At 71.0% G+C, this 25,116-nt stretch carries 23 protein-coding genes; 12 read left to right on the top strand and 11 right to left on the bottom strand.

The features are described from left to right. Positions 1–46 precede the first annotated feature (46 nt). The 4 genes from QWU11_RS19080 to QWU11_RS19065 all read right to left on the bottom strand — a co-directional run bounded on the left by QWU11_RS19080 (position 47) and on the right by QWU11_RS19065 (position 5,768). Positions 47–1,273 carry a nucleotide disphospho-sugar-binding domain-containing protein gene (locus tag QWU11_RS19080; RefSeq protein WP_290113812.1) on the bottom strand — a complete coding sequence of 409 codons (1,227 nt, stop codon included), beginning with the start codon at positions 1,271–1,273 and terminating at the stop codon, positions 47–49. 133 nt (positions 1,274–1,406) lie between these two features. Continuing rightward, positions 1,407–2,618 (bottom strand): alpha-hydroxy acid oxidase, encoded by a 1,212-nt coding sequence (locus tag QWU11_RS19075; protein ID WP_290113795.1) that lies wholly within the window; start codon positions 2,616–2,618, stop codon positions 1,407–1,409. A gap of 3 nt (positions 2,619–2,621) precedes the next feature. Then, positions 2,622–4,370 carry a non-ribosomal peptide synthetase gene (locus QWU11_RS19070; protein ID WP_290113774.1) on the bottom strand — a complete coding sequence of 583 codons (1,749 nt, stop codon included), beginning with the start codon at positions 4,368–4,370 and terminating at the stop codon, positions 2,622–2,624. A gap of 3 nt (positions 4,371–4,373) precedes the next feature. Further along, positions 4,374–5,768, bottom strand: a complete 1,395-nt coding sequence (locus QWU11_RS19065; RefSeq protein ID WP_290113772.1) for an FAD-binding protein — start codon at positions 5,766–5,768, stop codon at positions 4,374–4,376. A gap of 216 nt (positions 5,769–5,984) precedes the next feature. On the opposite strand from QWU11_RS19065, the gene QWU11_RS19060 reads away from it, so the two are divergent. Genes QWU11_RS19060 through QWU11_RS19040 form a run of 5 tightly spaced genes read left to right on the top strand, consistent with a single transcriptional unit; the run spans position 5,985 to position 10,690 of the window. Beyond that, a complete protein-coding gene (locus tag QWU11_RS19060) occupies positions 5,985–6,752 on the top strand; it encodes a class I SAM-dependent methyltransferase (protein WP_290113770.1) in 768 nt (255 codons plus the stop codon). Between the two features lie 8 nt (positions 6,753–6,760). Continuing rightward, on the top strand, positions 6,761–8,062 hold the full coding sequence (locus QWU11_RS19055) for a PLP-dependent aminotransferase family protein (RefSeq protein WP_290113760.1): 1,302 nt from the start codon (positions 6,761–6,763) through the stop codon (positions 8,060–8,062). Positions 8,063–8,107: 45 nt separating this feature from the next. Continuing rightward, entirely contained in the window at positions 8,108–8,323 is a 216-nt protein-coding gene (locus tag QWU11_RS19050) for an MbtH family protein (protein ID WP_290113758.1), read from the top strand. Positions 8,324–8,344: 21 nt separating this feature from the next. Beyond that, entirely contained in the window at positions 8,345–9,433 is a 1,089-nt protein-coding gene (gene hppD, locus QWU11_RS19045; RefSeq protein ID WP_290113756.1) for a 4-hydroxyphenylpyruvate dioxygenase, read from the top strand. Between the two features lie 33 nt (positions 9,434–9,466). Next, positions 9,467–10,690 (top strand): cytochrome P450, encoded by a 1,224-nt coding sequence (locus QWU11_RS19040; protein WP_290113753.1) that lies wholly within the window; start codon positions 9,467–9,469, stop codon positions 10,688–10,690. Positions 10,691–10,841: 151 nt separating this feature from the next. On the opposite strand, the gene QWU11_RS19035 is transcribed toward QWU11_RS19040, so the two are convergent. The 4 genes from QWU11_RS19035 to QWU11_RS19020 all read right to left on the bottom strand — a co-directional run bounded on the left by QWU11_RS19035 (position 10,842) and on the right by QWU11_RS19020 (position 15,181). Continuing rightward, on the bottom strand, positions 10,842–11,630 hold the full coding sequence (locus tag QWU11_RS19035; protein ID WP_290113751.1) for an isocitrate lyase/PEP mutase family protein: 789 nt from the start codon (positions 11,628–11,630) through the stop codon (positions 10,842–10,844). Between the two features lie 116 nt (positions 11,631–11,746). After that, on the bottom strand, positions 11,747–12,943 hold the full coding sequence (locus tag QWU11_RS19030; protein WP_290113719.1) for a cytochrome P450: 1,197 nt from the start codon (positions 12,941–12,943) through the stop codon (positions 11,747–11,749). Positions 12,944–13,063: 120 nt separating this feature from the next. Then, entirely contained in the window at positions 13,064–14,596 is a 1,533-nt protein-coding gene (locus QWU11_RS19025) for a class I SAM-dependent methyltransferase (RefSeq protein ID WP_290113712.1), read from the bottom strand. A gap of 102 nt (positions 14,597–14,698) precedes the next feature. After that, on the bottom strand, positions 14,699–15,181 hold the full coding sequence (locus tag QWU11_RS19020; RefSeq protein ID WP_290113704.1) for an SRPBCC domain-containing protein: 483 nt from the start codon (positions 15,179–15,181) through the stop codon (positions 14,699–14,701). A 181-nt stretch (positions 15,182–15,362) separates the two neighbouring features. Here QWU11_RS19020 and QWU11_RS19015 point away from each other — a divergent pair, with 181 nt between their 5' ends. The 3 genes from QWU11_RS19015 (at position 15,363) to QWU11_RS19005 (ending at position 17,525) form a co-directional block, all read left to right on the top strand. Then, positions 15,363–15,983, top strand: a complete 621-nt coding sequence (locus QWU11_RS19015; protein WP_290113702.1) for a TetR/AcrR family transcriptional regulator — start codon at positions 15,363–15,365, stop codon at positions 15,981–15,983. Between the two features lie 126 nt (positions 15,984–16,109). Next, a complete protein-coding gene (locus QWU11_RS19010; protein ID WP_290113678.1) occupies positions 16,110–17,318 on the top strand; it encodes a cytochrome P450 in 1,209 nt (402 codons plus the stop codon). A gap of 12 nt (positions 17,319–17,330) precedes the next feature. Next, positions 17,331–17,525 carry a ferredoxin gene (locus QWU11_RS19005; RefSeq protein WP_290113676.1) on the top strand — a complete coding sequence of 65 codons (195 nt, stop codon included), beginning with the start codon at positions 17,331–17,333 and terminating at the stop codon, positions 17,523–17,525. Positions 17,526–17,585: 60 nt separating this feature from the next. Here the strand turns inward: QWU11_RS19005 and QWU11_RS19000 are convergent, their stop codons facing one another. Then, positions 17,586–17,849 carry a hypothetical protein gene (locus QWU11_RS19000; protein ID WP_290113664.1) on the bottom strand — a complete coding sequence of 88 codons (264 nt, stop codon included), beginning with the start codon at positions 17,847–17,849 and terminating at the stop codon, positions 17,586–17,588. 166 nt (positions 17,850–18,015) lie between these two features. Here QWU11_RS19000 and QWU11_RS18995 point away from each other — a divergent pair, with 166 nt between their 5' ends. Next, on the top strand, positions 18,016–19,521 hold the full coding sequence (locus QWU11_RS18995; protein WP_290113655.1) for a glycosyltransferase family 39 protein: 1,506 nt from the start codon (positions 18,016–18,018) through the stop codon (positions 19,519–19,521). Positions 19,522–19,557: 36 nt separating this feature from the next. Beyond that, entirely contained in the window at positions 19,558–21,648 is a 2,091-nt protein-coding gene (locus tag QWU11_RS18990) for a hypothetical protein (RefSeq protein ID WP_290113653.1), read from the top strand. Between the two features lie 119 nt (positions 21,649–21,767). Here QWU11_RS18990 and QWU11_RS18985 read toward each other — a convergent pair whose 3' ends face one another. After that, positions 21,768–21,980, bottom strand: a complete 213-nt coding sequence (locus QWU11_RS18985; protein ID WP_290113635.1) for an alpha-lytic protease prodomain-containing protein — start codon at positions 21,978–21,980, stop codon at positions 21,768–21,770. A gap of 565 nt (positions 21,981–22,545) precedes the next feature. Further along, positions 22,546–23,472, bottom strand: a complete 927-nt coding sequence (locus QWU11_RS18980) for a LysR family transcriptional regulator (protein ID WP_290113624.1) — start codon at positions 23,470–23,472, stop codon at positions 22,546–22,548. Between the two features lie 38 nt (positions 23,473–23,510). Here QWU11_RS18980 and QWU11_RS18975 point away from each other — a divergent pair, with 38 nt between their 5' ends. Continuing rightward, complete coding sequence (locus QWU11_RS18975) at positions 23,511–24,002, top strand: NUDIX domain-containing protein (RefSeq protein WP_290113616.1); 492 nt, start codon at positions 23,511–23,513, stop codon at positions 24,000–24,002. A gap of 244 nt (positions 24,003–24,246) precedes the next feature. Then, entirely contained in the window at positions 24,247–25,107 is an 861-nt protein-coding gene (locus QWU11_RS18970) for an aldo/keto reductase (RefSeq protein ID WP_290113614.1), read from the top strand. The last annotated feature ends 9 nt before the right edge of the window (positions 25,108–25,116 follow it).

Here is a 25,116-nt window from a genome sequence, read left to right as displayed (position 1 = left end):
CTCCCTGATCTCCCTGATCTCCCTGATCTCCCTGATCTCCCTGGTCTCACGCGGCGGCGCGGTGTTCGGCGGTCAGCCTGGTCAGGGCGGGGATGACGTCGTTCGGCGCGGGCATCTCCAGCAGCTCCGTGCGGAGCCGGGCCGCGTTCCGCGCGTACGACGGGTCGTCCAGCGCCCGAACCAGGTGGTCGCGCAGCTCCCCGGCGGTCACGGGACGCGAGGTGTCCACGTAGATCCCGGCACCCTGGTTCTCCAGGCCCTCGGCATGGCCGACCTGACCCCAGAACTTCTCGTTCGCGAACGTGCTCGGCAGGATGATCTGCGGGATCCCGTGCTCCAGCGCCGAGAACACCGTGCCGGCGCCGCCGTGGTGCAGGATCGCCGAGCAGGTCGCCAGCAGCGTGTTCATCGGGACGAACTCCACCACCCGCACGTTGTCCGGGATGCCCGGCAGGTCCGCGACGCTCTCCGGCGCGAGCGTGGCGATCACCTCGACGTCGAGGCCGGCCACCGCGGCGAAGAGGTTCTCGACCGAGGGGATGTTGGAGTGCACGCCCCGCGAGGTCAGCCCGAGCGTGATGCAGATCCGGCGGCGCGCCGGCTGCTCGTGCAGCCACTTCGGCACCGCGGACGGGCCGTTGAACGACATCGGCCGTACGTTCAGGTAGTGCTGCCCGGCCGGCCGCCACGTCCAGGGCGGCATGGTGTTGATGGTGAAGTCGCCGTCGGTCATCGAGGGGTCGAAGTCAAGGCCGAAGTCGGCGAACCGGTCGCGGACCCCCTTCTCGATGGGGTCCGGGCTCCCGTACCGCTCCCGGTACGCGATGCGCAGCTGCGCCACCGAGTCCGGGCAGTAGACGAGGCGCGCGTTGGCCGCGCCGCAGGCCTTGGCGACCGCCGGGCCGGCGAACATCATCAGGTGGTCCCAGACCACGAGATCCGGCCGCCATTCGGCGGCGAAGGCGATGAGCTCGTCCACCATCGACTTGGAGCTGAACACGACCGGATAGATCCGCGCCATCTGCTCCAGCTCGACCCGGACATCGCAGTTCGAGTAATCCGCCTGCACCGTCTTGCGGCCGGGTTCCGTCGCGGGCGGTACGACCGGCGCTATTTTCGACGCCTCTTCCTGCGCCATTTCTCCGATGTTCACCGGCTCGCCGACCGACACCGAGGTCAGGCCGGTGCTCGTGACATCCTCCGTGGTCAGGCCGGGATCGGGCACGCTGGCGACGAACACCTGGTGGCCCGCGCCACGTAACGCCCAGGCCATGGGAACCGACAGATAGAGATGCGATCTATGGGCACACGGAATGAACAGGACTCGCACGACGATCCTCCAATGTGAATTCGACGGTAACCCGGCGAACAACGGCGTACTTCTCCGACGATGCGCAAAAAAGGCGTCACCGGAGCGTCGCGTGCTCCGGGGTGAGTTCCGCGACCGTCCGTACGCCGAGCAGTTGCATGGTCCGGACGATCTCGGCCCGCAGGATGTCGACGGCCCGCGCGACGCCGCGCTCCCCGCCGGCCATCAGCCCGTACAGGTAGGCCCGGCCGACCAGGCAGGCGTCGGCGCCCCGCGCCAGCGCGGCCACGATGTCCGCGCCGGACATGATCCCGGTGTCCACCCAGACCTCGGCCTCGCCGCGTACCGCCTCCGCCACCGCGGGCAGGAGTTCGAGCGGGACCGGCGCCCGGTCGAGCTGACGGCCGCCATGGCTGGAAAGGACCAGGGCGTCGGCGCCGTGCTTGACCACGTCACGCGCGTCGCCGACGTTCTGGACGCCCTTCACGACGAGCCGCCCGGGCCACGACTCCCGTATCCAGGCCAGGTCCGCGAGGCCGAGGTCGGGGTCGAAGACGTGGTCGATGAGGTCGGCCACGGAGCCGCCCCCGGCACTCAGCGAGGCGTACCTCAGCGGCTCGGTGGTGAACAGGTCGAACCACCAGGCCGGGTGCGCCGCCCCGTCGAGGAACGTCCGGAGCGTGAGCGCCGGCGGGATGGTCAGGCCGTTGCGCGCGTCGCGCAGCCGCGCGCCCGCGACCGGCGTGTCCACGGTGAGGATGAGGGTGTCGTAGCCGGCGCGGCGGGCCCGGTCCATCAGGTCGCGCCCCGCGGCACGGTCCCGCCAGACGTAGAGCTGGAACCACCTGCGCGCCTCCGGCCCGGCCGCCGCGACGTCCTCGATGGAGGTGGTGCCCATCGTGGACAGCGCGTACGGGACGCCGGCCCGCTGCGCCACCCGTACGACGGCGCGCTCCCCCTCGTGGTGCATCATCCGGGTCAGACCGGTGGGGGCCAGGGCGAACGGGAGTTCCGAGCGCCGCCCGAGGATGTCGGTCCCCGGGTCGGCGCCGGACACCCCGCGCAGCACGTTGGGGTGGAACTCCACCCTCCGGTACGCCTGCCGCGCCCGGCGCAGGCTCTCCTCCATCTCGGCCGCGCCGTCGGTGTAGTCGAACACCGCGCGCGGCACCCGCCGCCGCGCGACGGCGCGCAGGTCGGCGATCGTGTGCGCGCGGGCGAGCCGGCGCCGGGTGGCGTCGAGCGTCGGCGGGCGCGGGCGCAGGATCCGCGCGAGCTCGCCGGCGCGGGGCAGGCGGCGCTGGGTCACGCGTCAGGCCCCCAGGTCGGCGGCCGGGGCGTCGAACCGCCCGGCCAGGCCCGCCACCGTTGGGCTGTCGAACAGCGTCTCGACCGCCAGCGCGACGCCGAACGTCGCGCGGATGCGCCGGATCAGCCGCATCGCCAGCAGCGACTGGCCGCCCAGCTCGAAGAAGTCGTCCTCGATCCCCACCTCGCCGACGCCGAGCACCTCCGCGAAGAGGCCGCACAGCCTCTCCTCCGTGGCGTCGCGCGGCGGCCGGTGCGAGGACAGGGCCCGCAGGTCGGGCCGGGGCAGCGCCTTGCGGTCGAGCTTCCCGTTGGGGGTCAGCGGCAGGGTGTCCAGCACGACGAACGCCGCCGGCACCATGTAGTCCGGCAGCGCCGCCGACGCGTGGCCGCGCAGGGACGCGACGTCCAGGTCGTCCGAGGCGGCCACCACGTACGCGGTGAGCACCTTCTCCCCCGAGTCCAGGTCCTGGGGCAGCACGGCGATGTCGGCCAGGCCCGGATGTTCCATGAGCACCGACTCGACCTCGGCCAGCTCCACCCGGAATCCGCGGATCTTCACCTGGTCGTCCGTACGGCCGGCGAAGTCCAGCAGCCCGTCGGAGGTCTGGCGGACGAGGTCGCCGGTGCGGTACATCCGCGCTCCGGGCTCGCCGAACGGGTCGGCGACGAAGCGCTCGGCGGTCAGGTCGGCGCGGCCGACGTAGCCGCGCGCCAGGCGGTCGCCGGCGATGTACAGCTCGCCGGTCTCGCCGTCGGGAACCGGCCGGAGCTCCTCATCCAGGACGTGCGTGCGGACGTCGTCCATCGCGCGGCCGATCGGCACGGTCGGGCGCGCCTCGTACGGCGCCGTGATGGCCGACTGCGTGGTGAACAGCGTCGACTCGGTCGGCCCGTACAGGGCCCGCACGACGAGGTCCGGGCACGCCTCCAGCACCCGGCGTACGGCGGCCGGTGAGACGACGTCCCCGCCGGTCATCACCTCGCGCACCCCGGCCAGAAACTCCGGTGCCTCCTCGGTCACGACGCGGAAGAGCCCGGCGGTCAGGTGCAGGCCGGTGATCTCCTCCTCCACGATGAGGCGGTGCAGGGTGTCGATCTCCAGGTCGCCGGGCGGCGCCAGGACGACGCGTCCGCCGTGCAGCAGCGGCACCCACAGCTCGTACGTCGAGACGTCGAAGGCGTGCGGGGCGACCATCGGCACCCTCTCGTGGCGGCGGGTGCCCCAGCACCGGTCCAGCGCGAGGGACAGCACGCCGCGATGGGTGATCGCCACGCCCTTCGGGTGGCCCGTCGAGCCCGAGGTGTACATCACGTACGCGAGGTGGTCCGGGTGGACGATGACCCCGGGGTCGTGCGCCGGGGCGCCGGCCGGTTCGGTGTCGACGTTGACGAGCTGATCGCTCTTGGGCAGGTCGCGCTCGGCGTCGTCGGCGAGCAGCACGGGCGCCTTGGCCTGGTCCATGATCCACTGCATGCGTTCGACCGGGTAAGCACTGTGCAGCGGCAGGTAGCAGCCGCCGGCCTTGACCGAGGCCAGGATCGCGACGACCACGTTGACCGACCGCTCCATGAGGATCGCGATCGGCGCCTCCGGCTCGATCCCCAGGCCGAGCAGCCGGTGCGCGAGCCGGTTGGCCCGCTCGTCCAGCTCCCGGTAGGTCAACCGGACGTCGCCCGAGATCACGGCCACCGCGTCCGGCGTCCGCTCCACCTGCGCGGCGAAAGACGCCTGAATGGACGGGTACTCCATCGCCTACTCCATTCCGTTCGTTTGACGGGCGGACGCGCCCGGGGCGATGTCGCCGCCGAAGAGGCCGGCGGGGTCGACCCGCGCGCGGATCCGGTCGAGGGCCCGCACCTGGTCCGGTGTCAGGTGTCCCTGCGGCTGCTCGAAGTGCTCCACGAAGGTCGGGGTCGTACGGCCGGTGTCCCACGGAGTGAGCGCGGCGCGTACGGCCGCGCAGTGCGTGGTGATCGCCTCCGGGGTGACGGGGGCGAACGGCACGCCCCCTCCCATGTAGGCGTAGCGGGCGTCGAGGTGGTCGAGCACTCCGCCCGACGGATCCGGTACGGCCAGTGCCCCGCCGAGCTGCCGGATCTCGACGTTGGTCAGCGGCGAGCCGGATCCGTGCCCGGCCACCCGCAGGAGGGCGTCCGTGCCGCCGTCCTCGCCCAGGTCGCCGAGCAGCATGTGGTCGCCGTAGACCGGGAAGGGCTCGGCCGGGTCCATGTGCGTCTGGGCCACGGCGGGCGGCCCGGCGAGCTCCCAGGTGTCCATGAGCGGCGCGGCCACCGACCGCAGCGGGCCGAGCAGGTCCTCGGCGTACGCCCGCGCCGCCGTCACGTCATCGGTCGGGCTGAGCACCGCACCGTCCACGCAGAGCACCGTCCCGACGTTGAGCTCCGGCGGGACGTCGGGGTGCTCGGGCAGGTTCATCAGCCGCAGCGTCGTCGTGACCTCGCGCGGCGCGTCGCGCGACCACCGCAGCCACAGCGGCAGCAGCCGGTCGGCGTCGGCCGCGGACCAGTACGCGGCACCGGTGATGACCCGCGCGGCCGGGAACAGGGCGAACTCGGCGGCGGTGACGACCCCGAAGCCGCCGCCTCCCCCGCGCAGCGCCCAGAACAGCTCCGGGTCGGACGAGGCGTCCACCCGCCGCAGCTCACCGTCGGCGGTGACCAGCTCGAACGCGGTGACGCCGTTGACCGCCAGGCCCGTACGCCGGCCATAGAAGCTCACGCCGCCGCGGAGCAGGTAGCCGACGACGCCGACGAGCGGCGACGAGCCGTGCGGCGCGGCCAGCCCGTACGGGGCCGCGGCGTCGATCACCTCGGCCCAGCGCGTGCCGGCCGTCACCCGCGCCGTACGGCGGACCGCGTCGATGTCGGCGCCGCCCTCCAGCGCGGTCCGGATCAGCAGGGCGCCGTGCATGGGCCGCGCGGCCGCCGCCGCGTGCCCGGTCGTGTGCACCCGCACCGGCATCCGCTCGGCCCGGGCGTACCGGATGGCGGCCCGGACCTGGTCGATCGTGCGCGCGGTGATCGCCGCGACCGGCTGGGCGGGCGCGGCCAGGTTGAAGACCTGGGTCGCGGTCTCGTACTCCTGGTCTCCGGGGATCGCGATGTCCGGCGCACCCGTCAGCGTCATGAGTGACTCGCCTCCATTTCCATGCAGCGAGCGTCACACCATTCACAGAACGGAACATCTCCGGAATTGCCGCGATCATCTTCAGCGCACGCAGGAAGACGCGACGCGGAGACGGCGAATGCCACGATCGGGGAGCAGCGAAATGAGGAGCTCATGAGCGAAACGGCAACGCATTCAGCTGATCTGGGAAAGACGCTCGATTCGATCATTCCCATCATGGATCTGATCAACGGTGGCCATTTCCACCTGTCGTACTGGTACGACGAGAAAGACGACACTCCGATCACGGAGGCCGGTCAGCGGATCACGCGCCGGGTGGTGGACTCGCTCGGCCTGCGGAGCGGCGACCACCTGCTCGACGTCGGGTGCGGGCCGGGCGGGCCGGCGGTACTGGCCGCCGAGCTGACCGGGGCACGGGTCACCGGGGTGTCGATCAGCAGCTACGACGTCTCCGCCGCGACGCGGCGCGCCGAGGAGAGCGGGCTGGGCGACCGGCTGGAGTTCCACCACGGCGACTACATGGCGCTCACGTTCCCGGACGCCTCGTTCGACGCCGTCATGGCCATCGAGTCGCTGCTGTCGGCACCCGACCTGGACCACGTGCTGGGCGAGTTCTTCCGGCTGCTTCGCCCCGGCGGCGCGGTCGCGCTCTGCCACTGCACGAAGGAGGCGGAGATGAGCGAGGAGCTGATGGAGCAGTTCAAGGCCAGCAACATGGCCAACCAGCTCCCGACGCTGCCCGAGTGGATCGAGGCGCTGCGCCGCGCCGGCTTCGTCGTGGAGGAGTACTCCCAGTTCGGCCACCGGGTCTTCGGCCAGAGCGCCCGCTACTTCGCCGCGGTCGACGACCACCACGACGAGCTGGTGGCCAAGGTCGGCGCGCAGACCATCGCGGGCATCAAACAGGGCATGCGGGGGTTCTTCGACCCGGGGCCCGAGCTCGTCGGGTACGCGATCGTGGCCGGCCGCAAGCCCGCCGCCTGACGGTCGCGATGGCCGACCTGGAACTGCTCGGGCTGCACGACTCGCTGAGCTCGCCGACCTTCGAGTCGATGAACTTCCTCAACGAGGTCTCGCACCGCTTTCCCGACGCGATCTCACTCGCGGCCGGCCGACCGTACGAGGGCTTCTTCGACACCGAGGACGTGCACCGCTACCTGCGGATCTTCCGCGACCACCTGATGGCGAGGTTCGGCGGCGACGAGGTGCCGGTTCGGCGTCTGCTGCTGCAGTACGGCCGGACCAAGGGGATCATCCACGACCTCGTCGCCGAACACCTCCGGGTGGACGAGGACATCGTGGCCGACCCCGAGTCGATCGTCGTGACGGTCGGCTGCCAGGAGGCGATGTACCTCATCGCGCGCGCGCTGCGCCGTACGCCGGAGGACGCGCTCCTCGCGGTGGACCCGTGCTACGTCGGGATGGCCGGCGCGGCGCGGCTCGCGGACCTGCCGCTGCTGCCGGTCACGGACGCTCCCGGCGGGATCGACCTGGACGACCTGGTCCGGGTCGTGCGGCGGGCGCGCGCGGACGGGCTGCGACCCCGCGCGTGCTACGTCGTCGCCGACTTCGCCAACCCCTCGGGGGCCAGCCTCGACCTCGCCACGCGGGAGCGGCTGCTGCGGCTGGCCGAGGAGCACGACTTCCTCATCCTGGAGGACAACCCGTACGGGATCTTCCACGACGAGACCACCCCGCCGCCGACGCTCAAGGCGCTCGACCGGCATCGCCGGGTCGTCTACCTCGGCTCTTTCGCCAAGACCGGGGTCGCCGGCGCGCGCGTCGGCTACGTCGTCGCCGACCAGCGGGTCGCCGGCGGGGAACTGCTCGCCGACCAGCTCGCCAAGCTCAAGAGCATGCTGACCGTCAACACCTCCCCGATCGCGCAGGCGGTCGTCGGCGGCAAGCTGCTGGCCAACGACTTCAGCCTGCGCCGGGCGAACGCCCGTGAGAACCGCGTCTACCAGCGGAACCGCCGGCTGGTCCTCGACGGGCTCGCGCGGAGGTTCCCGCCGGGCGGCGGGGTCACCTGGAACGCGCCGAAAGGCGGCTTCTTCGTCGTCGTGGACGTGCCGTTCGTCGCGGGCGACGCCGAACTCCGGCAGTGCGCGCGGGAGCACGGCGTGCTGTGGACGCCGATGCACCACTTCTACAACGACGGCCGGCCGCGCCGGCAGATCCGGCTCTCCTTCAGCTCGCCGACCCCCGAGCAGATCACCACCGGGCTGGACCGCCTGGCCGCCTTCGTGGGGACACGCATTTCCGAAGATGCGCGGGCCGAGTCGCGGGCCTGACGATCGAAGGTGAAACCGCACCGACACCGGCGCCAGGAAGGCACCATGACCAATCCCTTTGACGGCCAGGACGACCCCTATTCGGTGCTGATCAATGGCGAGGGCCAGCATTCGCTGTGGCCGGCCTTCGCCGACGTCCCGGCCGGATGGACCGTCGCCCATGGCCCGGCCGGGCGTACGGAATGCCTTGAGTACGTCAACGCCAACTGGACCGACATGCGGCCGCGCGGTCTCGCCGCCCACATGGACGCTCAGCCCTGAACGACCGATCGAGAAATCACCATGAGCAGATTACGTACGCAGCCTTTCGCAGACCTGTCCGTCGACCATGTGGCCATCTACGTCAACGACATCGCGGCGAGCACCGAATGGCTCGTCAGCGGCTACGGGATGGCGGTCTACGCCACCGCCGCGCCGGACGACGACACCGCGACGGCCCGCTCGGCGGGGGTCGGCGGCAACAACATCCGGCTCGTGCTCACCGAGCCGCTTCGGGGCGAGCACCCCGGCGCGCGGTACGTCGAGAAGCACGGTGACGGCGTCGCCGACATCGCGCTGCGGGTCCCCGACGCCGCCGCGGCCTTCGAGGAGGCCGTACGGCGCGGCGCCCGCCCGCTGTCCGAGCCCGCCGGCCACGATGGCGTCGTGATCGCGACGATCGCGGGCTTCGGCGACGTGGCGCACTCGTTCGTGCAGCGCCCCGACGGCGCCTCCGAGCAGGCGCTCCCCGGGCTGCGCCCGGTCGCGGGGGCGGGCGCCGACCCGGAGATCGGCCTGTACGAGATGGACCACTTCGCGGTCTGCGTCGAGGCCGGGCAGCTGGACCCGACGATCGCGTTCTACGAGCAGGTCCTCGACTTCGACATGATCTTCACCGAGCGCATCATCGTCGGGGCCCAGGCGATGGACTCCAAGGTGGTGCAGAACGCCTCCGGCTCGGTGACGCTGACGATCCTGGAGCCCGACACCTCCCAGAGCCCGGGTCAGATCGATGAGTTCCTGCGGAACCACAACGGCGCCGGGATCCAGCACATCGCCTTCGCCACGAACGACATCGTCCAGGCGGTCGGCGCGATGACCGGCAACGGCGTGGAGTTCCTGGCCACCCCGGACACCTACTACACGATGCTCACCGAGCGGCTGGAGCTCGCCCGGCACTCCATCGCGGACCTGCGTCGGCTGGGCCTGCTGGCCGACGAGGACCAGGACGGGCAGCTCTTCCAGATCTTCGCCAAGTCCGTCCACCCGCGGAACACCTTCTTCCTGGAGATCATCGAGCGGGTGGGGGCACGCACGTTCGGCAGCGGCAACATCAAGGCCCTGTACGAGGCCGTGGAGCTGCAGCGGCACAAGGAGGAGGCGCGGGCCTGAGCCGCTTCGGTCCCGCGCTCTGAGGAGGGAACAATGCCGACCGCTGTGGCCGACGGCCTCGACCACGTGAACCTCACCGATCCCGCGACGTTCGTCGCCCCGGACATCGCGGACCTCTGGCGGCGGCTGCGCCGGGACCGGCCGGTGCACCTGCATCCGGCGACCGAGCGGGGGCCGGCGTTCTGGGTGCTGACCCGGTACGCCGACGTCCTGACGGTCTACAAGGACCCCGAGCGGTTCGGCTCCGGGCAGGGCAACATGCTCACCTCGCTGCTGGCCGGCGGTGACGCGGCGGGCGGGAAGCTGCTCGCGGTGACCGATCCACCGCGCCACACCGCGGTGCGCATGATGCTGCTGAAGTCCTTCTCCCCGCGCGTGCTCCGGCTCGTCGCGGACGGCGTACGGGCGAGGGCGGAGAGGCTGGTCACCGCGGCGGTCGCCGCCGGCTCCTGCGACTTCGCCCGGGACGTCGCCGAGCAGGTTCCCATGGGCACGATCTGCGACCTGCTCGGCGTGCCCGAGTCCGACCAGGCGGAGCTGCTCCGGCTGAGCAAGAGTTCGCTCAGCTCGGACGAGCCGGACCAGTCGGATGAGGCCACGCGTCTGGCCCGCAACGAGATCCTGCTCTACTTCGCCGACCTGGCGCAGTACCGCAGGTCCGAGCCACGGGACGACGTGGTCAGTGCCCTGGCGACGTGCCGCATCGAGGGCGAGCCGCTCACCGAGGAGGAGGTGGTCCTCAACTGTTACGGGCTCGTCCTGGCCGGGGACGAGACCAGCCGGCTCGCGATGATCGGCGCGGTGGTGAACTTCACCCGTCACCCCGGCCAGTGGGAGGCGCTCAGGGAGGAGGCCGTCCCGCTGGGGGGCGCGGTCGAGGAGATCCTCCGGTGGACCACACCGGCGATGCACCTCGGCCGTACGGCACGGGCCGACGTGACCGTCGGCGGGCGCACGATCCGCGCGGGCGACGTCGTCACCGCCTGGAACGTCTCGGCCAACCGGGACGAGGAGGTCTTCGCCGACCCCGAGGTCTTCGACCTCTCCCGCAGCCCCAACAAGCACCTGACCTTCGGCTACGGCCCGCACTTCTGCCTCGGCGCGTACCTCGGCCGCGCGGAGGTCGCCGCGATGGTCGACTCCCTGCGGCGCAACGTGGAGACGATCGAGCTGACCGGCGAGCCGAAGCCGCTGTACTCCACGTTCCTGCGCGGGTACAGCAGCGCCCCCGTCCACCTCTCGCCCGGCGCCCGCTGAGACGGCACCGACGTGCCCCCTGGCCGACTCCGGCGGCCAGGGGGCGCTCTTTCGCCGGGGGCGGAAAGAATCCGGCCGGCGATCGCCTCGTCGCGATCGCCGGCCGGTTTCGTGCCCGGGGCCGGATCGGCGGAAGGTGGCGCCGGGCGGGCTACTTGGCGTGGTTCCGGCTGATGTTGCGTTCGAGCAGGTCGAGGCACTCGGCGACACCGACCGCCCCGTCCGTGACCGCCGGCAGCCGGCCGTCGTCGACCTTCAGCTGGGACAGGGCCTGGTCCATCGCGGTCTGCGCGGCGAACAGGCACGGGGTGCTGTAGATCGTGGCGCTGACGTTCAGGTCGTCCAGCTCGCTGAGCGAGAAGCGCGGTGACTTGCCGCCGGCGATCTGGTTGAACAGCAGAGGCTTGCCGCCCGCCGCCGACTGGATCTTGCGGATCCACTCGGCGCTGCGCAGGCCGTCGACCAGGATCACGTCCGCGTCCGTGGCGGCGAAGGCCTCCGCCCGCCGTACGATCTCCTCCTCGTCGGTCGCGTCCGTACGGGCGACGACGACCAGGTCACCGCGGCTCTCCAGAACGAGTTCCAGCTTTTCCAGGTACTCCTCGAGCGGGAGGATCTGCTTGCCGTCGACGTGGCCGCAGCGGCGCGGGCGTTTCTGGTCCTCGATGATGACGCCGGAGGCGCCGATGGCGTCCAGGTGCTGGACGACGTGGCAGGCGGTCTCGGGGTCGACGTAACCGTCGTCGATGTCCACGAGCAGGTGGTGGCGGGGAAAGGCCAGGCGCAGGCGCTGGACGAAGCCCACCATGTCGGGCCACGCGATGAACCCGATGTCGGGCAGCCCGTAATAGGAGGCGGCGAACCCGAACCCCGACACGAAGAGCCCGTCATAGTGCTGGGCCGCCACCGACGCCGAGAACATGTCGAACACACCGATCAACGGCGTGACCGAATCGGCCTGAATGGCCTCCCTCAGCCGCGGACCGTACGGTATGGGGCTGGAACTGGTATTCACTTCTCCCCCGAGAATTGTCAGGTCGTGCATTGTGTCGCCTCTCACCAGGTGACCGGCAGTTCGTAAACCCCTTCGACGAACATCTCGTGCCGGAAACGGAGGTCTTCGAACGGAACGGCCAGGCGCAGGCCGGGAAGGCGCCGGATCAGGGTGCCGAGCGCCACCTGGAGCTCCACCCGGGCCAGCGGCTGCCCGATGCACTGATGGATGCCGAACCCGAAGGCCATGTGGCCCCGGTCCTTGCGGCGGATGTCGAGCGCGTCCGGTTCGTCGAACCGGTCGCCGTCCCGGTTTGCCGTCGGCAGGTAGCACAGGACGCCCTCGCCGGCCCGGATCAAATTCCCGCCGACCTCCACGTCCTTCGTGGCGACGCGCGGCACGCCGGTGTGGATGACCGTCGTGTACCGCAGGAGCTCCTCGACCGCGCCGGACAGGAGTGAGGGGTCCTCGCGCAGCGCCTGGAGCTGGCCCGGGTGGCGCAGCAGCGTGAGCATGCCGTAGGAGATCATCATCGCGGTGGTGTCGTGCCCGGCGTCGAGCAGCAGCCGGGCCATCGAGACGACGTCCGTGCGGGTCAGCTCGCCGGCCCGCTCCCGTTCGACGACGAGCCGGCTCAGCAGGTCGCCCGTCGGCAGGACGGCCTTGGCCTCGATCAACTCGGTGAGGAAGCGCGTCAGCGCCTCGCTCGCCTCGTTGACCTCCTCCTCGCTGGCGGCCACGCTCGTCATCGTGGCGGTGCACTTCTGGAAGTAGTCGTGGTCCTCGTACGGCACGCCGAGGATGATGCAGATCACCTCGCTCGGGATCGGCACGGCGAACTCCGCGACGAGGTCGACGGATGGCCCGTGCGCCTCGATCGCGTCGATGAGGCCGTCCACGATCTCCTGGATCCGTGGGCGTAACGCGATGGCCGCCTTCATCGTGAAGTCGGCGTTGACCATGCCGCGCAGCCGGCCGTGCTCGGGCGGATCCACCCGTACGAACGTCGGATTGTCCTCGGTGAGGGCCTCCGAGGAGGGGGTCAGCAGCGGAAAGCCGGCCTTGGAGTTGTCCGCGCTGAACGAATTGTCGGCCAGCACGGCGCGTACGTCCGCGTGCCGCGTGACCATCCACATGGAACTCCCGTCCCACAGGTCGATCCGGCTGACCGGGTCCTCCTCACGGAGTCTCTCATAAACGGGTGGCGGATCGAATGGACACGCGCCACGCTCCGCCGCGAAATTGAAGACGTCCGTCACGGCAACCTCCTTCGGCCTCGGTTACCGCCACAATAGCCACCCGATTAGCGACATCAAGTGGCCGAGAGGCCTTTGCCCATTACATCGCAATAATGGATAAATTAAGATAGGAGTGGCCATTTACGGGCGCTCCGCGGTGAGCATCAGCATGGCTCCCGGAGTGGCGGCCTCGCGTACGGTCAGACCGGCCTCGGCGAGCCAGGAGCGGATCTGCTCCTCGGTGTACAGGTCCAGCCCGTCGGGGTGGCCCGGCCAGGAGCTCGTCGTCTGGAAGTAGCGGTAGACCGGGTCGGGCGACAGCCGGTAGGTCATCACCGTCATGATCCCGCCCGGCCGCAGGCAGCGGGCCACCTCGCCGATCGCCGCGCGGGCGTCGGGCATGGCCTGCAGCGCGTTCCAGCAGTTCACCGCCGCGAGGCTGTCGTCGGCGAACGGCAGCGCGAGCGCGCTGGCCTGGACGCAGGCGACTTCGGGCGAGCGGCGGCGCAGCCACGAGAGCATGGCGAGGTTCGGGTCGAGCGCGATCACCCGCTCGGGGCCGACCGCGTCCGCGATGACGGCGGTCCACCGCCCGGCGCCCGCGCCGAGGTCGAGCACGGTCCCGTCCACCCTGCCCAGCCGCTCGGTGAGATAGCGGTCCTCATCGGCCGGCGTCACCTCGCCGCCCCAGTTCGAGCCGACGAGACGCAGGAACCCGGGGCGGGCGACGGTCTCGTAGAAGTGGCCCACGGTCTTCATCGAGGCGGCCTTGGCCATCGCGTCGTCGGCGCCGCCGAACATCGACTCGCCGTCCGGCAGGAGGTCGAGCACTCCGAGCCGTACGGGATGCTCGGTGCCGCAGCGGGCGCAGTGGATCTCGGTGCCGCCGAAGGTCAGGCCGCCGCCGCAGTCCGGGCAGCGGAGGATGCCTGCGTGCCGGGCGAACGCCTCGGCGTCGATGTCCCCGGCGTCCGGCCGCTCGCGGGCGTCGCGGTGCACGCTGGTGTCGCCGACGACGGTCGGGCGTCCGTGGCGCAGGGCCCAGTGCGCCTTGCCGCCGCTGTAGGTCAGCACCATGACCGTGTCGTCGTACCACCGCTTGGCGAGCTGCTCGGGCGTGAGTTTGGAGATCCAGCTCTGGTCGAAGGCGTGGTCCGCCTCGGTCATCGTCGTCCACTCGGCCGGCGAGGGCCACGTACGGCCGAGCGAGACCCCGGCCGGGTCGGCGGGGTTCAGCCGCTGGAGACCGCGGTCGAGCCGCGACCGGTCGTCCGGGCCGAGGTCGAGCCCTGCCACCGCGGCGAGGATCCGGCTCCGGTCGTCGGGGAAGTGCGAGAGCAGGTAGACCAGCGCGAGTGTGAGCGGCTCGCCGTCCGCGCGGCCGTCGAGAAGTGCGAGGTAACGGTCGAGCCCGGCCCGCGCGGCGGTGTAGACGGCGCCCTCGACCGGCGCCTCGGCCTCGATCAGCAGACCGAGCAGGATGAGCAGGCGGCCGACCCGGTCCTCGCCGACCTCACCGAGCTTGGTCACCACCGAAGGCACCGCCGCCGGCGCGGACTCGGTCAGCGCGCCGTCCTTCCACAACGCGCCGACCAGCCGGAGGTATTCGTCCTCGACACCGTCCGCCTCTGCCGCAGCGAAGGTGTCAAGGAGTTCGGTGGTCCATTGGGTCATTTTACTTCCCCTTTACGGAGATGCTTTCAGTCCATTTTTGAACCGTCCTCACCATCGTGGTCACGCCGCCGATAACGCGGCATCCTTGTCCGTGCTTTTCGGTCAGGCGACTGAGGCGGCCTGCTCGAGGTGGTGCCGCAGGTCCTTCAGGCCCTGCTGCCAGTGGGGGTCGATCTGGGCGTCGCGGAATTCCTTCGTGGTGTACTGAACGAGCGTCGTCAGGACCGTACGGTCGCCCTTCTCCTCGAAGGTGACCTTCTTGATGATCGCCGCCTCCGGCTGGTTCTCGAAGATCTCGGTCGTCAGGAGGCGCTCGTTCGGGACGACCTCGAGAAACTCTCCGTGGAAGCCCCAGAGGCTGTCGTTCGCGAAGATCACGTAACGCCACGCGCCGCCGACCCGGAGGTCGGCCTCGATGCTCCGGACCTCGCCCAGGCCCGCGCCCCACCACTTCTTGATGAGCTCGGGTGTGGTCCACACCTTGTAGGCCCGTTCCGGTGCCATCGCGAGTTCGATCCGGATCAGGACCTGTGTGTCCGACGGCATCTCCACGGCCAGCCCGTCGTCGCTGTTCACCGTCACCATCTGTATCCCGCCCTTTCGACCGACATACCTCGGCGCATTCAATATGCGGATACCTATGGTCGATCCGCCATTCTGGGGACGCATCTCCGAGATTGCGCGCCCCGCGGCGCGTCCTCATCGGACCCCGATCGCCGTTCGGAACCACTTGGGCCGATCGCGTCGAACACGCGATGATGGGGGTGTGACGGACGAGACAGGTCTCACAGCGCAGCGTGTCCGAAACCCCTGGGGACAGGGCGACCGACTGCGAACCGAGATCCTGGACGCGGCCGTCCGGCTGCTCTCCAAGCTGGACGGCGAGGAGGCGCTGACCATCCGCGGCCTCGCCCGCGCCGTCGGCATCGCGCCCGCCAGCATTTACCAGCACTTCGCCGACAAGGCCGCGCTCGTACGCGGAGTCGTGGAGTACGACTACGCGCGGCTGTCGGCCGTCATGCGCGAGGCGGACGAGAGCGTCACCGACCCGGTCGGCCGCGTACGGGCCCAGATGCACGCCTACTGCCGGTTCGCGATCGCCAACCCCGGGCACTACCGCCTGATGCTCGGCAACCGCCGCATCGCCGGGCCCGGCGGCGGGCGGCCCCAAGGCCCCCTCCGCTCGATCGTCGACTCCGTCGTCGCCGCGTTCGAGCGCTGCGAGCGGGCCGGCCAGAGGTTGCGGCTGCCCGCCGACCGGGCCGCCGTCATGGTCTTCGTCGGTACGCACGGCCGCGTCGCGCTCTATCACTCGAATCCGCAGGATGACAGTGCGGACCGCATTCTCCCGTTCGTCGACGAGCTGATCTCTCTAGTCCTTGACTAGGACAAACAGCACGAAACGTGACGTGCGCCTCATCTCTGCATTCTCCACGAGCAAAGTCATCTGACATATGCTGGTAAAGTCGCCGAACGATCGTTCGGCAACGGTTCGTGGTAGGAGGCTCCGAAGATGCCGGACACCTTGTCGGACGTGCCCGCCTTCCCCATGAAGCGCGGCGAGTGCCCGTTCGACCCACCTCCCGAGCTCAGCCGGATCCAGGCCGAGAGTCCAGTCTCCAAAGTGCGGCTCTGGGACGGCAGCCACCCGTGGCTGATCACCGGATACGACGACGTTCGCGGCGTGCTGGCGGACCGGCGGTTCAGCGCGGACGTGACCAGACCCGGCTATCCGCACGTCACCGCCGCCTCGGAGGCCCGGCGCAAGCGCTCGCGCGCGTTCATCTCGATGGACGAGCCGGAGCACGGCACCTACCGGAAGATGCTGACCTCCACCTTCATGATCAAAAAGGTGGAGAGCCTGCGGCCCCGGATCCAGGGCATCGTGGACGGGCTCATCGACACGCTGCTCGACGGCACGCCGCCCGCCGACCTGGTGGCGGACTTCGCGCTGCCGGTGCCCTCCCTCGTGATCTGCGAACTCCTCGGCGTCCCGTACGCGGACCACGGCTTCTTCCACAAGTGCAGCAGGACCCTCGTCTCCAGCCGGTCGACGCCCGACGAGGCGATCGCCGCGGCCGACGACCTGAACGCGTACCTCGTCGACCTGCTCGGGCACAAGGCCGCCGAGCCCGCAGGCGACCTCCTCAGCAGGCTGGTCGTCGAACAGGCGGAGGCGATGACGCGCGAACAGCTCGCCGACATGGCGATGCTCCTGCTGGTCGCCGGGCACGAGACGACGGCGAACATGATCGCGCTCGGCACTCTCACGCTGCTGCGACACCCGGACCAGCTGGCCGAGCTGCGCGGGGAGCCGGACCCGAAGCTCGTCGCGAGCGCGGTCGAGGAGCTGCTGCGCTACCTCACCATCGTGCACAGCGGCCGGCGTCGCGTGGCGACGGAGGACGTCGAGGTCGGCGGCCGGCTGATCAGAGCCGGCGAGGGCGTCATCGTGGCGACCGACGCCGGCAACCGGGACGCGAGCGCGTTCACCGACCCGGACGTCCTCGACATCCATCGGCAGGCGCGCCACCACGTCGCGTTCGGGTACGGAGTGCACCAGTGCCTCGGACAGCCACTGGCCCGGGTCGAGCTGCAGGTCGTCTACGGCACGCTCTACCGGCGCGTCCCGACGCTGCGGCTCGCCGTTCCGCTCGAAGAGATCAGGTTCAAGCACGACATGCTCGTGTACGGGGTGCACGGACTGCCCGTGTCGTGGTGAGGAGGACTCACGATGAAGGTCATCGTCGACCAGGACAAGTGCATCGGCTCGGGACAGTGCGTGCTGCTGTCCCCGGAGGTGTTCGACCAGCGTGACGAGGACGGCATCGTCGTGCTGCTGAACGCCGATCCGCCGGCCGAGCTGCACGACGCCGTACTCGAGGCGGCGCAGGTCTGCCCCAGTCTCGCCATCACCGTGGAGGAGTGACCACACCCGCCGCGCCCCGGCCGGTCATGCGCCGGGGCGCGCGTGGTGGGGTGTGGGCCCTCACCTGGTGGTATGGACCTCCGCGTCGGCCTTGACCGCGTCCTCGCCCCCGGTGGCGGACGCGGTCCCGGCCGTGGGTGTCACGGCGGCCCGGGTGAACAGTGCGAGGAAGGCCGCGATCACTGCCAGCATGAGCCCGACCTGCTCGCTGCTCCAGGTGATCACGCCGAACCCCACGAGTGCTGCCAGCGTCGCCTGAACGCACCCCTGGAAGGCGACGGGCTCGCGTCGGATGAGACGCGTGACGATGTTCATGTTCCTCATGGCCGTTCCTTGCAGTCGGCGGCACTGCCGCTCGCTTCCATCTACAACAACATTTCGCGAACGGACCGACAATCCGGGTAAACCCTGATTCCCCGGTGCTCACGCGAGCGTCGCCCTACGTACTCCGGGTCTGGCGCCGTACGGGGGACATTGGGAAGATCGCGCCATGAGGGCCGTCGAGCGAACCGCGCGACAGCAGGCCGCATCGGGCCTGGCCGGCTTCGCGGCCGTCCCGGTGACGATCGTGGTCGCCGTGGTCGCCGCCGTCCTGACCGCGCTCTCCTCCCGCTATGGCTTCCACCGCGACGAGCTGTACTTCCTCGTCGCGGGCGCGCACCCCGCGTGGGGGTACGTCGACCAGCCGCCGCTGACCCCGCTGGTCGCGCGGGCCGCCACCGCCGTCTTCGGTCACACCCCGGCCGGGCTGCGGGTCGTCTCGACGCTGGCCTGCGCGGCGACCGTGTACGTCGTGGCCCTGGTGGCGCGGGAGCTGGGCGGCGGACGGCGCGCCCAGGTGCTCGCCGCGCTCGCCACCGCGGCCTCGGGCTTCGTCCTCGCGGTCGGCCACATGGTCTCCACGGCAACGTTCGACCTGCTCGCCTGGGTGGTCGTCGCGTGGCTGGCGCTCCGGCTGCTGCGTACGGGCGACGGCCGCTGGTGGCTCGCGCTGGGCGCCGCGGTCGGCCTCGCCACGCTCAACAAGTACCTCGTCGGGCTGCTGGCCGTCGCCCTGGTCGTGGCCGTCCTCGTCGCCGGGCCGCGCGGCGTGCTGCGCGGCCTGTGGCCGGTGGCGGGGGTGGCCGTCGCGCTGCTCGTCGCCGGACCCGACCTGTGGTGGCAGGCCACGCACGGCTGGCCGCAGCTGACCGTCGCGGGCGGGATCAGCTCCGACGACGGCGCGGAGAACCGGGTGCTGTTCGTCCCCATGCAGATCGCCTACCTCTCGCCGCTGTTCGTTCCGGTCTGGATCGCCGGGATCCGGCACCTGTGGCGCGACCTTCCGTGGGCACGGTCGCCGGCGCTCGCGTACCCGGTGCTGTGCGTGCTGGTCCTGGCCGCCGGCGGCAAGTCCTACTACGCGCTTCCGTTGCTCCTCGTCCTCACCGCCGCGGGCTGCGAGCCGCTCGCACGGTGGACCCGCGGCCGATGGCGTACGACGGTCGTGGCCGTCGCCGGTGTCGTGGCCGCGGCCATGTCGGTACTGATCACCCTGCCCGTGCTGCCTGCGGACTCCCTGTCGGTGGTGAACGGGATCAACGCCGAGCAGGGCGAACAGGTCGGCTGGCCGGCGTTCACCTCCGCCGTGGCGGCCCGGTGGTCGGCGATCCCGGCCGCCTCGCGTCCACACGCCGTGATCTTCACGGAGAACTACGGCGAGGACGGCGCACTCGCTCGGTACGGACCGGCGTACGGCCTGCCGGCGCCGTACTCGGGACACATGAGCAACGCCGGCTGGGGCCCGCCGCCCGACTCCGCGAACGGTCCGGTGCTCCTGGTCTACCAAGACGGCGATCGGGAGATCGGGCGCCACTTCACCGGCTGCCGCGAGGTCGGCCGCGTGAACACCGGCCGTGACGTCGACAACCAGGAGCAGGGCGCCCGCATCACGCTCTGCGCCGGTACGGCGAAGCCCTGGTCGGCGCTGTGGCCGGACCTGCGGCACTATTACTGACCACGCCCCCGTACGCCGGGCGTGAGGAGGGACCTCATGAACTCGCCTTTCCCACTCCGGCACGGCACCGCCGGCACCGGCGCATGGCGTAGGCCCATCCGCAGCGCCGGGGCATGCGTCGAGGCCGCCGGCGCCAGCGCCACGATCTCCGGCGGGCGGGTCACCGGCTACACGCTGGTCTCCCCTCCGCACGGGAGCGTCGCCGGCGCATCGACCGAACGCCTCGCCCCGCCCACCGAAACCAGGGCTGTCAGCACCGCTCCCCCTGGCTACACGCCCATGGATCCGCCCGGCTACGCCCCCAGCGACGTGCCCGGCTACACCCGCGGGGACCGGCCCGATCGCGGTCCCGGTGACAGCCTGTTGGACGCCCTGCTCGAGTCGGCGGCCCACCGGTTGCCCGAGGACGCGCGATCGGTTCAGGGAATCCGCACCCGGCTCGCCGACGCCCTGCGGGACTCCGCCGAACATCAGCGGAACCTGCACACCGAGGGCCTCCGGTTCCTCGCCGAACGCCTCGCCGGGCGACTCCACGCCCCTGGCTCCCCGGCATGGAGGCAAGCGGTCAGCCGGTACTCCGGCACCCGCACGGAGGTGGACTGGCACCGGATCAGCGCCGACCTGCGGACCCCCGGCGCGTGGGACGACGCGGCCGGGAACATCGGCCCCGCTCTGGCCGGCCGGGTCTTCGACCTGCGCATCCACATTCAGCAGGGGGACACTCTCCTGGCCCCGGTCGGTGCACCGGACGGCTACCCCATCGTCCTCACGAGGAACGGCGCCCGCTGGCGGGCCCTCGATGCCCCGGACGACGAGCGACCGGACGGCGAGGTCCCGGAAGGCGACCGGGACCTGAACGCGCTACGGGGGCACATCGGCCGGGCCGGGCCAAGAGGACTCTCCCGAGCCGCGATGACCCGCCACTTCCCCCACCTGGACGAACGCCGGATCGACGCGCTCCTCGCCGACCTCGGTCCCGGCTACGAGGGGACAGGCCCTTCTTCGCCGGCGATCGTCGGCCGCCTGCTCGGTGCCTTCGGGGTTCGCCGGCCGGCGAGCAGACCCCGGTCGTACCGGGCGATACCCGTCACCCCAACGGGCCGGCCGCCGGCGAGTCCCCGGTACGGGCCACCGCCGGCCCGCCCAGCCTTGATCATGGAGGAGCCGTACCACCGTCGTCCTGGTGACAGCCTCATGTACGCCCTGCTCGAAGCGGCCGGGGATCGTCTGCCCGCCGAAGCGCTGAGCGTTCAGGGGATCCGTGACCGGCTCGCCGACACGTTGCGCGACGACGCTCCCGTCCGCAATCGTCTGTGGCACCAGGCCCTGCGGTCCATCGCCGAGGACCACGTCGACAGGGAGAACCCCGGTCTGGACGGTCCCGCCCGGAACCGCGCGATCTCGCAGTACGTGGGAGCCAACCAGGTGCCCTGGGGCAGGATCATCACCGACCTGCGGACCCCCGGCTCGTCGGACGACGCGGCCGGGACCATCGCCCCCGCCCTGGCCGGCTGGGTCTTCGACCTGCGCATCACCGTCCAGCAGGACGGCGCCCCCTCGTACGTGGCCGGAAACCCCGGCGGCTTCCCCGTCACCCTGCACCGCGACGGCGCCCGCTGGGCGGCCCCACCATCGCGGCCGTCCGCCGTGCCGCAGGTGCAGCAGGCCGCCGCCCGCCGGCGCGGCGTCGAGCTGACCGAGCAGCCGTACCGCCTGCTGGGGGCCGTCGTGGCCACCGCGACCGGTCTGGGGCTGACCCGCGAGGACGCGGAAGAGATCGTGCGGGAGAACCGTCATTCCCCCACCGACCTCAGGGCCGTCGCGGGCGACCTCGACCTGGAGATCGTGGTCATCGGCCGGGCCGGCAGCACCACCCAGACGTACGGCGACGGCCGGCGACGGGTGATCATCGCTACGACCGGCACCGGGCACTATCTGGCCTCACGCCCCCTGCGGGAAAGCCCTCCGGCACACGACGCTCCTGCCCGGACCGCCGCCGGTAAGGAGGCCGACGGTCAGCACCTCGAGACCGATGCCCACGGCTTCACCTGGCGTTCGAGCACCCACAGTTCCGCAGCCCCCGACGGCCTGCGACGGTGCGTGGAGGTGAGCCGGGCATGGGCGTAAGACGACCGGGTCCCCGTACGCCGGGCGTGCGGGGACCCGCCGCTTCTCTCAGAAGACGCTGACGCCGTAGGCGGCCAGCGGTTCGGTCACCGGCTGGAAGAACGTCCGGCCGCCGGAGGTCAGGCCGATCGCCGTACCCCCGTCGAACAGGGAGCCGCCGCTGTCGCCGGGCTCGGCGCAGACGTTCGTCTGGCCGCGGCGCCGAAGCGCTCGGCGACGGCCCGCACCTTGGCCAGCTTCACCCCGGTGACCGTGCTGTCGGCCGAGATCAGGAGCCGGTCGGCGACCGGGTCCACGCCCCATGACGTGCCCGCGACACCGGCGGCCTTCATCGCGTCGGCGACCTTTCCGCGCCGGCGCTCACCTTTCCGCCGAGCTTCTTCGCCAGGGCCGCCGCGGACTTGGCGGCAGCGGCCCTCTGAGGGGGTTTGGGAGAGGGTTGCGCCTGCGCCGCGGGCGCGACGAGGAAAGCGGCGACGGCGAGTCCGGCGGCGGAGACGAGCAGCCCCTTTCCGCCGGTTTTGCGGATCCTGAGATCCTCATGCGAGCCTCCTGCGGGGGATTCCGGACACGCCCTTATGGCGAATCCGGGAATGGCCTGGGAGTTCCGGCCACTCGACCACCGCGGGGGCCTTCCATCCGATGAATCGGGCGCCGTACCCGGCCAAATGAATCATCGGCGAGCCGCTGAGATGCGACAAGGCGCAGGATTTGCCCGACATCGCTTGTCATCTTACGGTCGGACCACGTTGACCGAAATGGTCAGTCCAGCGTATTCATTGGCTAACAAGATCAAATTAAAAACGACGACAGAATGACAGAAGCCCGAATCTGGCAACCGCCCACGCCGCCACGATCACGCCCCCGCCCGGCCACTGCCGCAAACCCGAGCGGGGGTCAGCCGACGGCTGCGGCGCCGTTCGGGGATGGGGCGGCGGGGGCGGAGGTGGACTCCTCGACGATGCTCAGCAGGGCGTCGGTGGCCGGGTTGGCCGGGCCGTTCGCCGGGACCGCGACCGAGACCACCCACGACGGGGCCGTCGGGCGCAGGGGCACGGCGTGCACCTTCTTGTTCTTCTTGTACGCGAACGGCCGGGGCACCAGCGCCACGCCCAGGTCCTCGGCCACGAAGTCGAGCAGGCTGTGGACGTCGTTGACCTCCAGCGCCACCTGCCGCTCCAGCCCGGCCGCGCCGAACGCGCGGTCCGTCACCTGGCGGGCGCCCCAGTCGCCGTGGAAGTCCACGAACGTCTCGTCCTGCAGCCGGCTCCAGTCGACGGTCTCGCACGCGGCGAGCGGGTGGCCCGGATGGCAGACGAGCATCATCGGCTCGCTCGTCAGCGGTGTCAGGCTCACCCCCGCCGGGGCGCGGGCGCCGGACAGGGCCACGAACGCCAGGTCCAGGCCGCCCGTACGGACCTCTTCCAGCAGGCCGGTCGTGCCGGCCTGCCGGAGCCGGATCTCCACGCCCGGGTGGACGGTGCGGAACCGGGCCAGGACCATGGGCAGGTCGATCACGGCCAGGCACTGTTCGGTGCCGATCGAGACGGTGCCGCGCAGCAGTCCCTGGACGGCGGCGACGGCGTTGCGGGCGGCGGCCGCGCTGGCGACGGTGCGGCGCGCCTCGGCCAGCAGGGCGCGGCCGGCCTCCGTCAGCCCGACCCGGCGCGTGCTGCGGACGAACAGCGGTGCGCCGAGTTCGCGCTCCAGGGAGCGGATCGACGCGGACAGGCCCGACTGGGCGACGTGCAGACGCTCGGCGGCGCGAGTGAAATGCTCTTCCTCGGCGACCGCGATGAAGTATTCAAGATGGCGCAGCTCCACGATTCATCACCCTAACCTCGGCTACGGAAGGACGGACGATGCCCAAGCGCAGTGCCGCTCTGCTGGTGTACCGGCTGGGAGACGAGCTCGGCCTCGAAGTCCTGATCGGCCACATGGGCGGGCCCTTCTGGGCGAAGAAGGACGCTCGCGGCTGGTCGATCCCGAAGGGCGAGTACGAGGACGGGGAGGAGCCGCTCTCCGCCGCCCGGCGTGAGTTCGGCGAGGAGATGGGGTCGCCGCCCCCGGACGGCGACCTGATCGAGCTCGGCGACTGCCGCCAGTCCAGCGGAAAGGTCATCACGACCTACGCCGTCGAGGGCGGCTTCGACCTCGGCGGATTCCACAGCGACACCTTCGCGATGGAGTGGCCGAAGGGATCGGGGAGGATCCAGGAGTTCCCCGAGATCGACCGCGCGGACTGGGTGCCCTTCGAGCGCGCCGGCGAGCTCCTCGTGAAGGGCCAGGTGCCCATCATCGCCGCGCTGCGCGAGGCCCTGCTGGCCAAGGGCGTACGCGTCGACCCGCGCTGAGGCATTCATCACCCCTGCTTCTGGATGCCATCGGTTTTTGCTCTTGGACATCACCGGTCCCCGCGTACAGGCTGGAGACCAGGCCGCCGAACACGGGCCGCCGGACGCGCGGGACCATCCATGGCCCGTGGCAAAGTTTCGAGGCCCGTTCGCCGGGGAGAGCCTCTTTCTGCACCCCGCCGGCGGCCCGCCTCACGGGCGGTTCGCCGTCCCCACGCGAAACATCTTTCGGAGGTCTTGTCACATGCGTACACGCCGGATCGGTGACGTTCAGGTCAGCGCGATCGGGCTGGGGGGCATGCCCATGTCGATCGAGGGCCGCCCCGACGAAAGCCGCTCGATCTCCGCGGTCCACGCGGCGCTCGACGCGGGTGTCACCCTGATCGACACCGCGGACGCCTACCACGTGGGCGCCGACGAAGTGGGCCACAACGAGTCGCTCATCGCCCGCGCCCTGGCCACGTACGGCGGAGACACCTCCGGCGTGCTCGTGGCGACCAAGGGCGGCCACGTACGTCCCGGCGACGGGTCGTGGCAGCTCGACGGCTCCCCCGCACACCTCAAGCACGCCTGCGAGGCCTCGCTCAAGCGGCTCGGCGTCGAGGCGATCGGGCTCTACCAGTACCACCGGCCGGACCCGGCCGTCCCGTACGCCGACTCGATCGGGGCGCTCCGCGGCCTGCTCGACGAGGGCAAGATCCGGATGGCCGGCGTCTCCAACGCCAGCCCGGACCAGATCCGCGAGGCCAACGAGATCCTCGGCGGGCGCCTGGTCTCGGTGCAGAACCAGTTCTCCCCCGCCTACCGTGACAGCGAGGCCGAGCTTCGCCTGTGCGACGTCCTCGGCATCGCCTTCCTGCCGTGGAGCCCGCTGGGCGGCATCACGAGCGCCGGCGACCTCGGCGCGGAGCACTCCGCGTTCTCGCAGGTCGCCAAGGCGCACGACGTGAGCCCGCAGCAGGTCGCGCTCGCCTGGATGCTCGCCAAGTCCCCGGTCGTCGTCCCGATCCCCGGATCGAGCCGGCCGGAGACGATCCGCGACTCGGCCCAGGCCGCCGAGCTGGAGCTGAGCCCGGAGGAGTTCGCCCGGCTCGACGTCGCCTGAGGACGCATA

This window comes from Actinomadura sp. DC4 (assembly GCF_030406325.1).
Classification (GTDB): Bacteria; Actinomycetota; Actinomycetes; order Streptosporangiales; family Streptosporangiaceae; genus Actinoallomurus.
The sequence above is the reverse complement of the archived record's forward strand: the minus strand, read 5'-3'. Positions and strand labels throughout refer to the sequence as shown.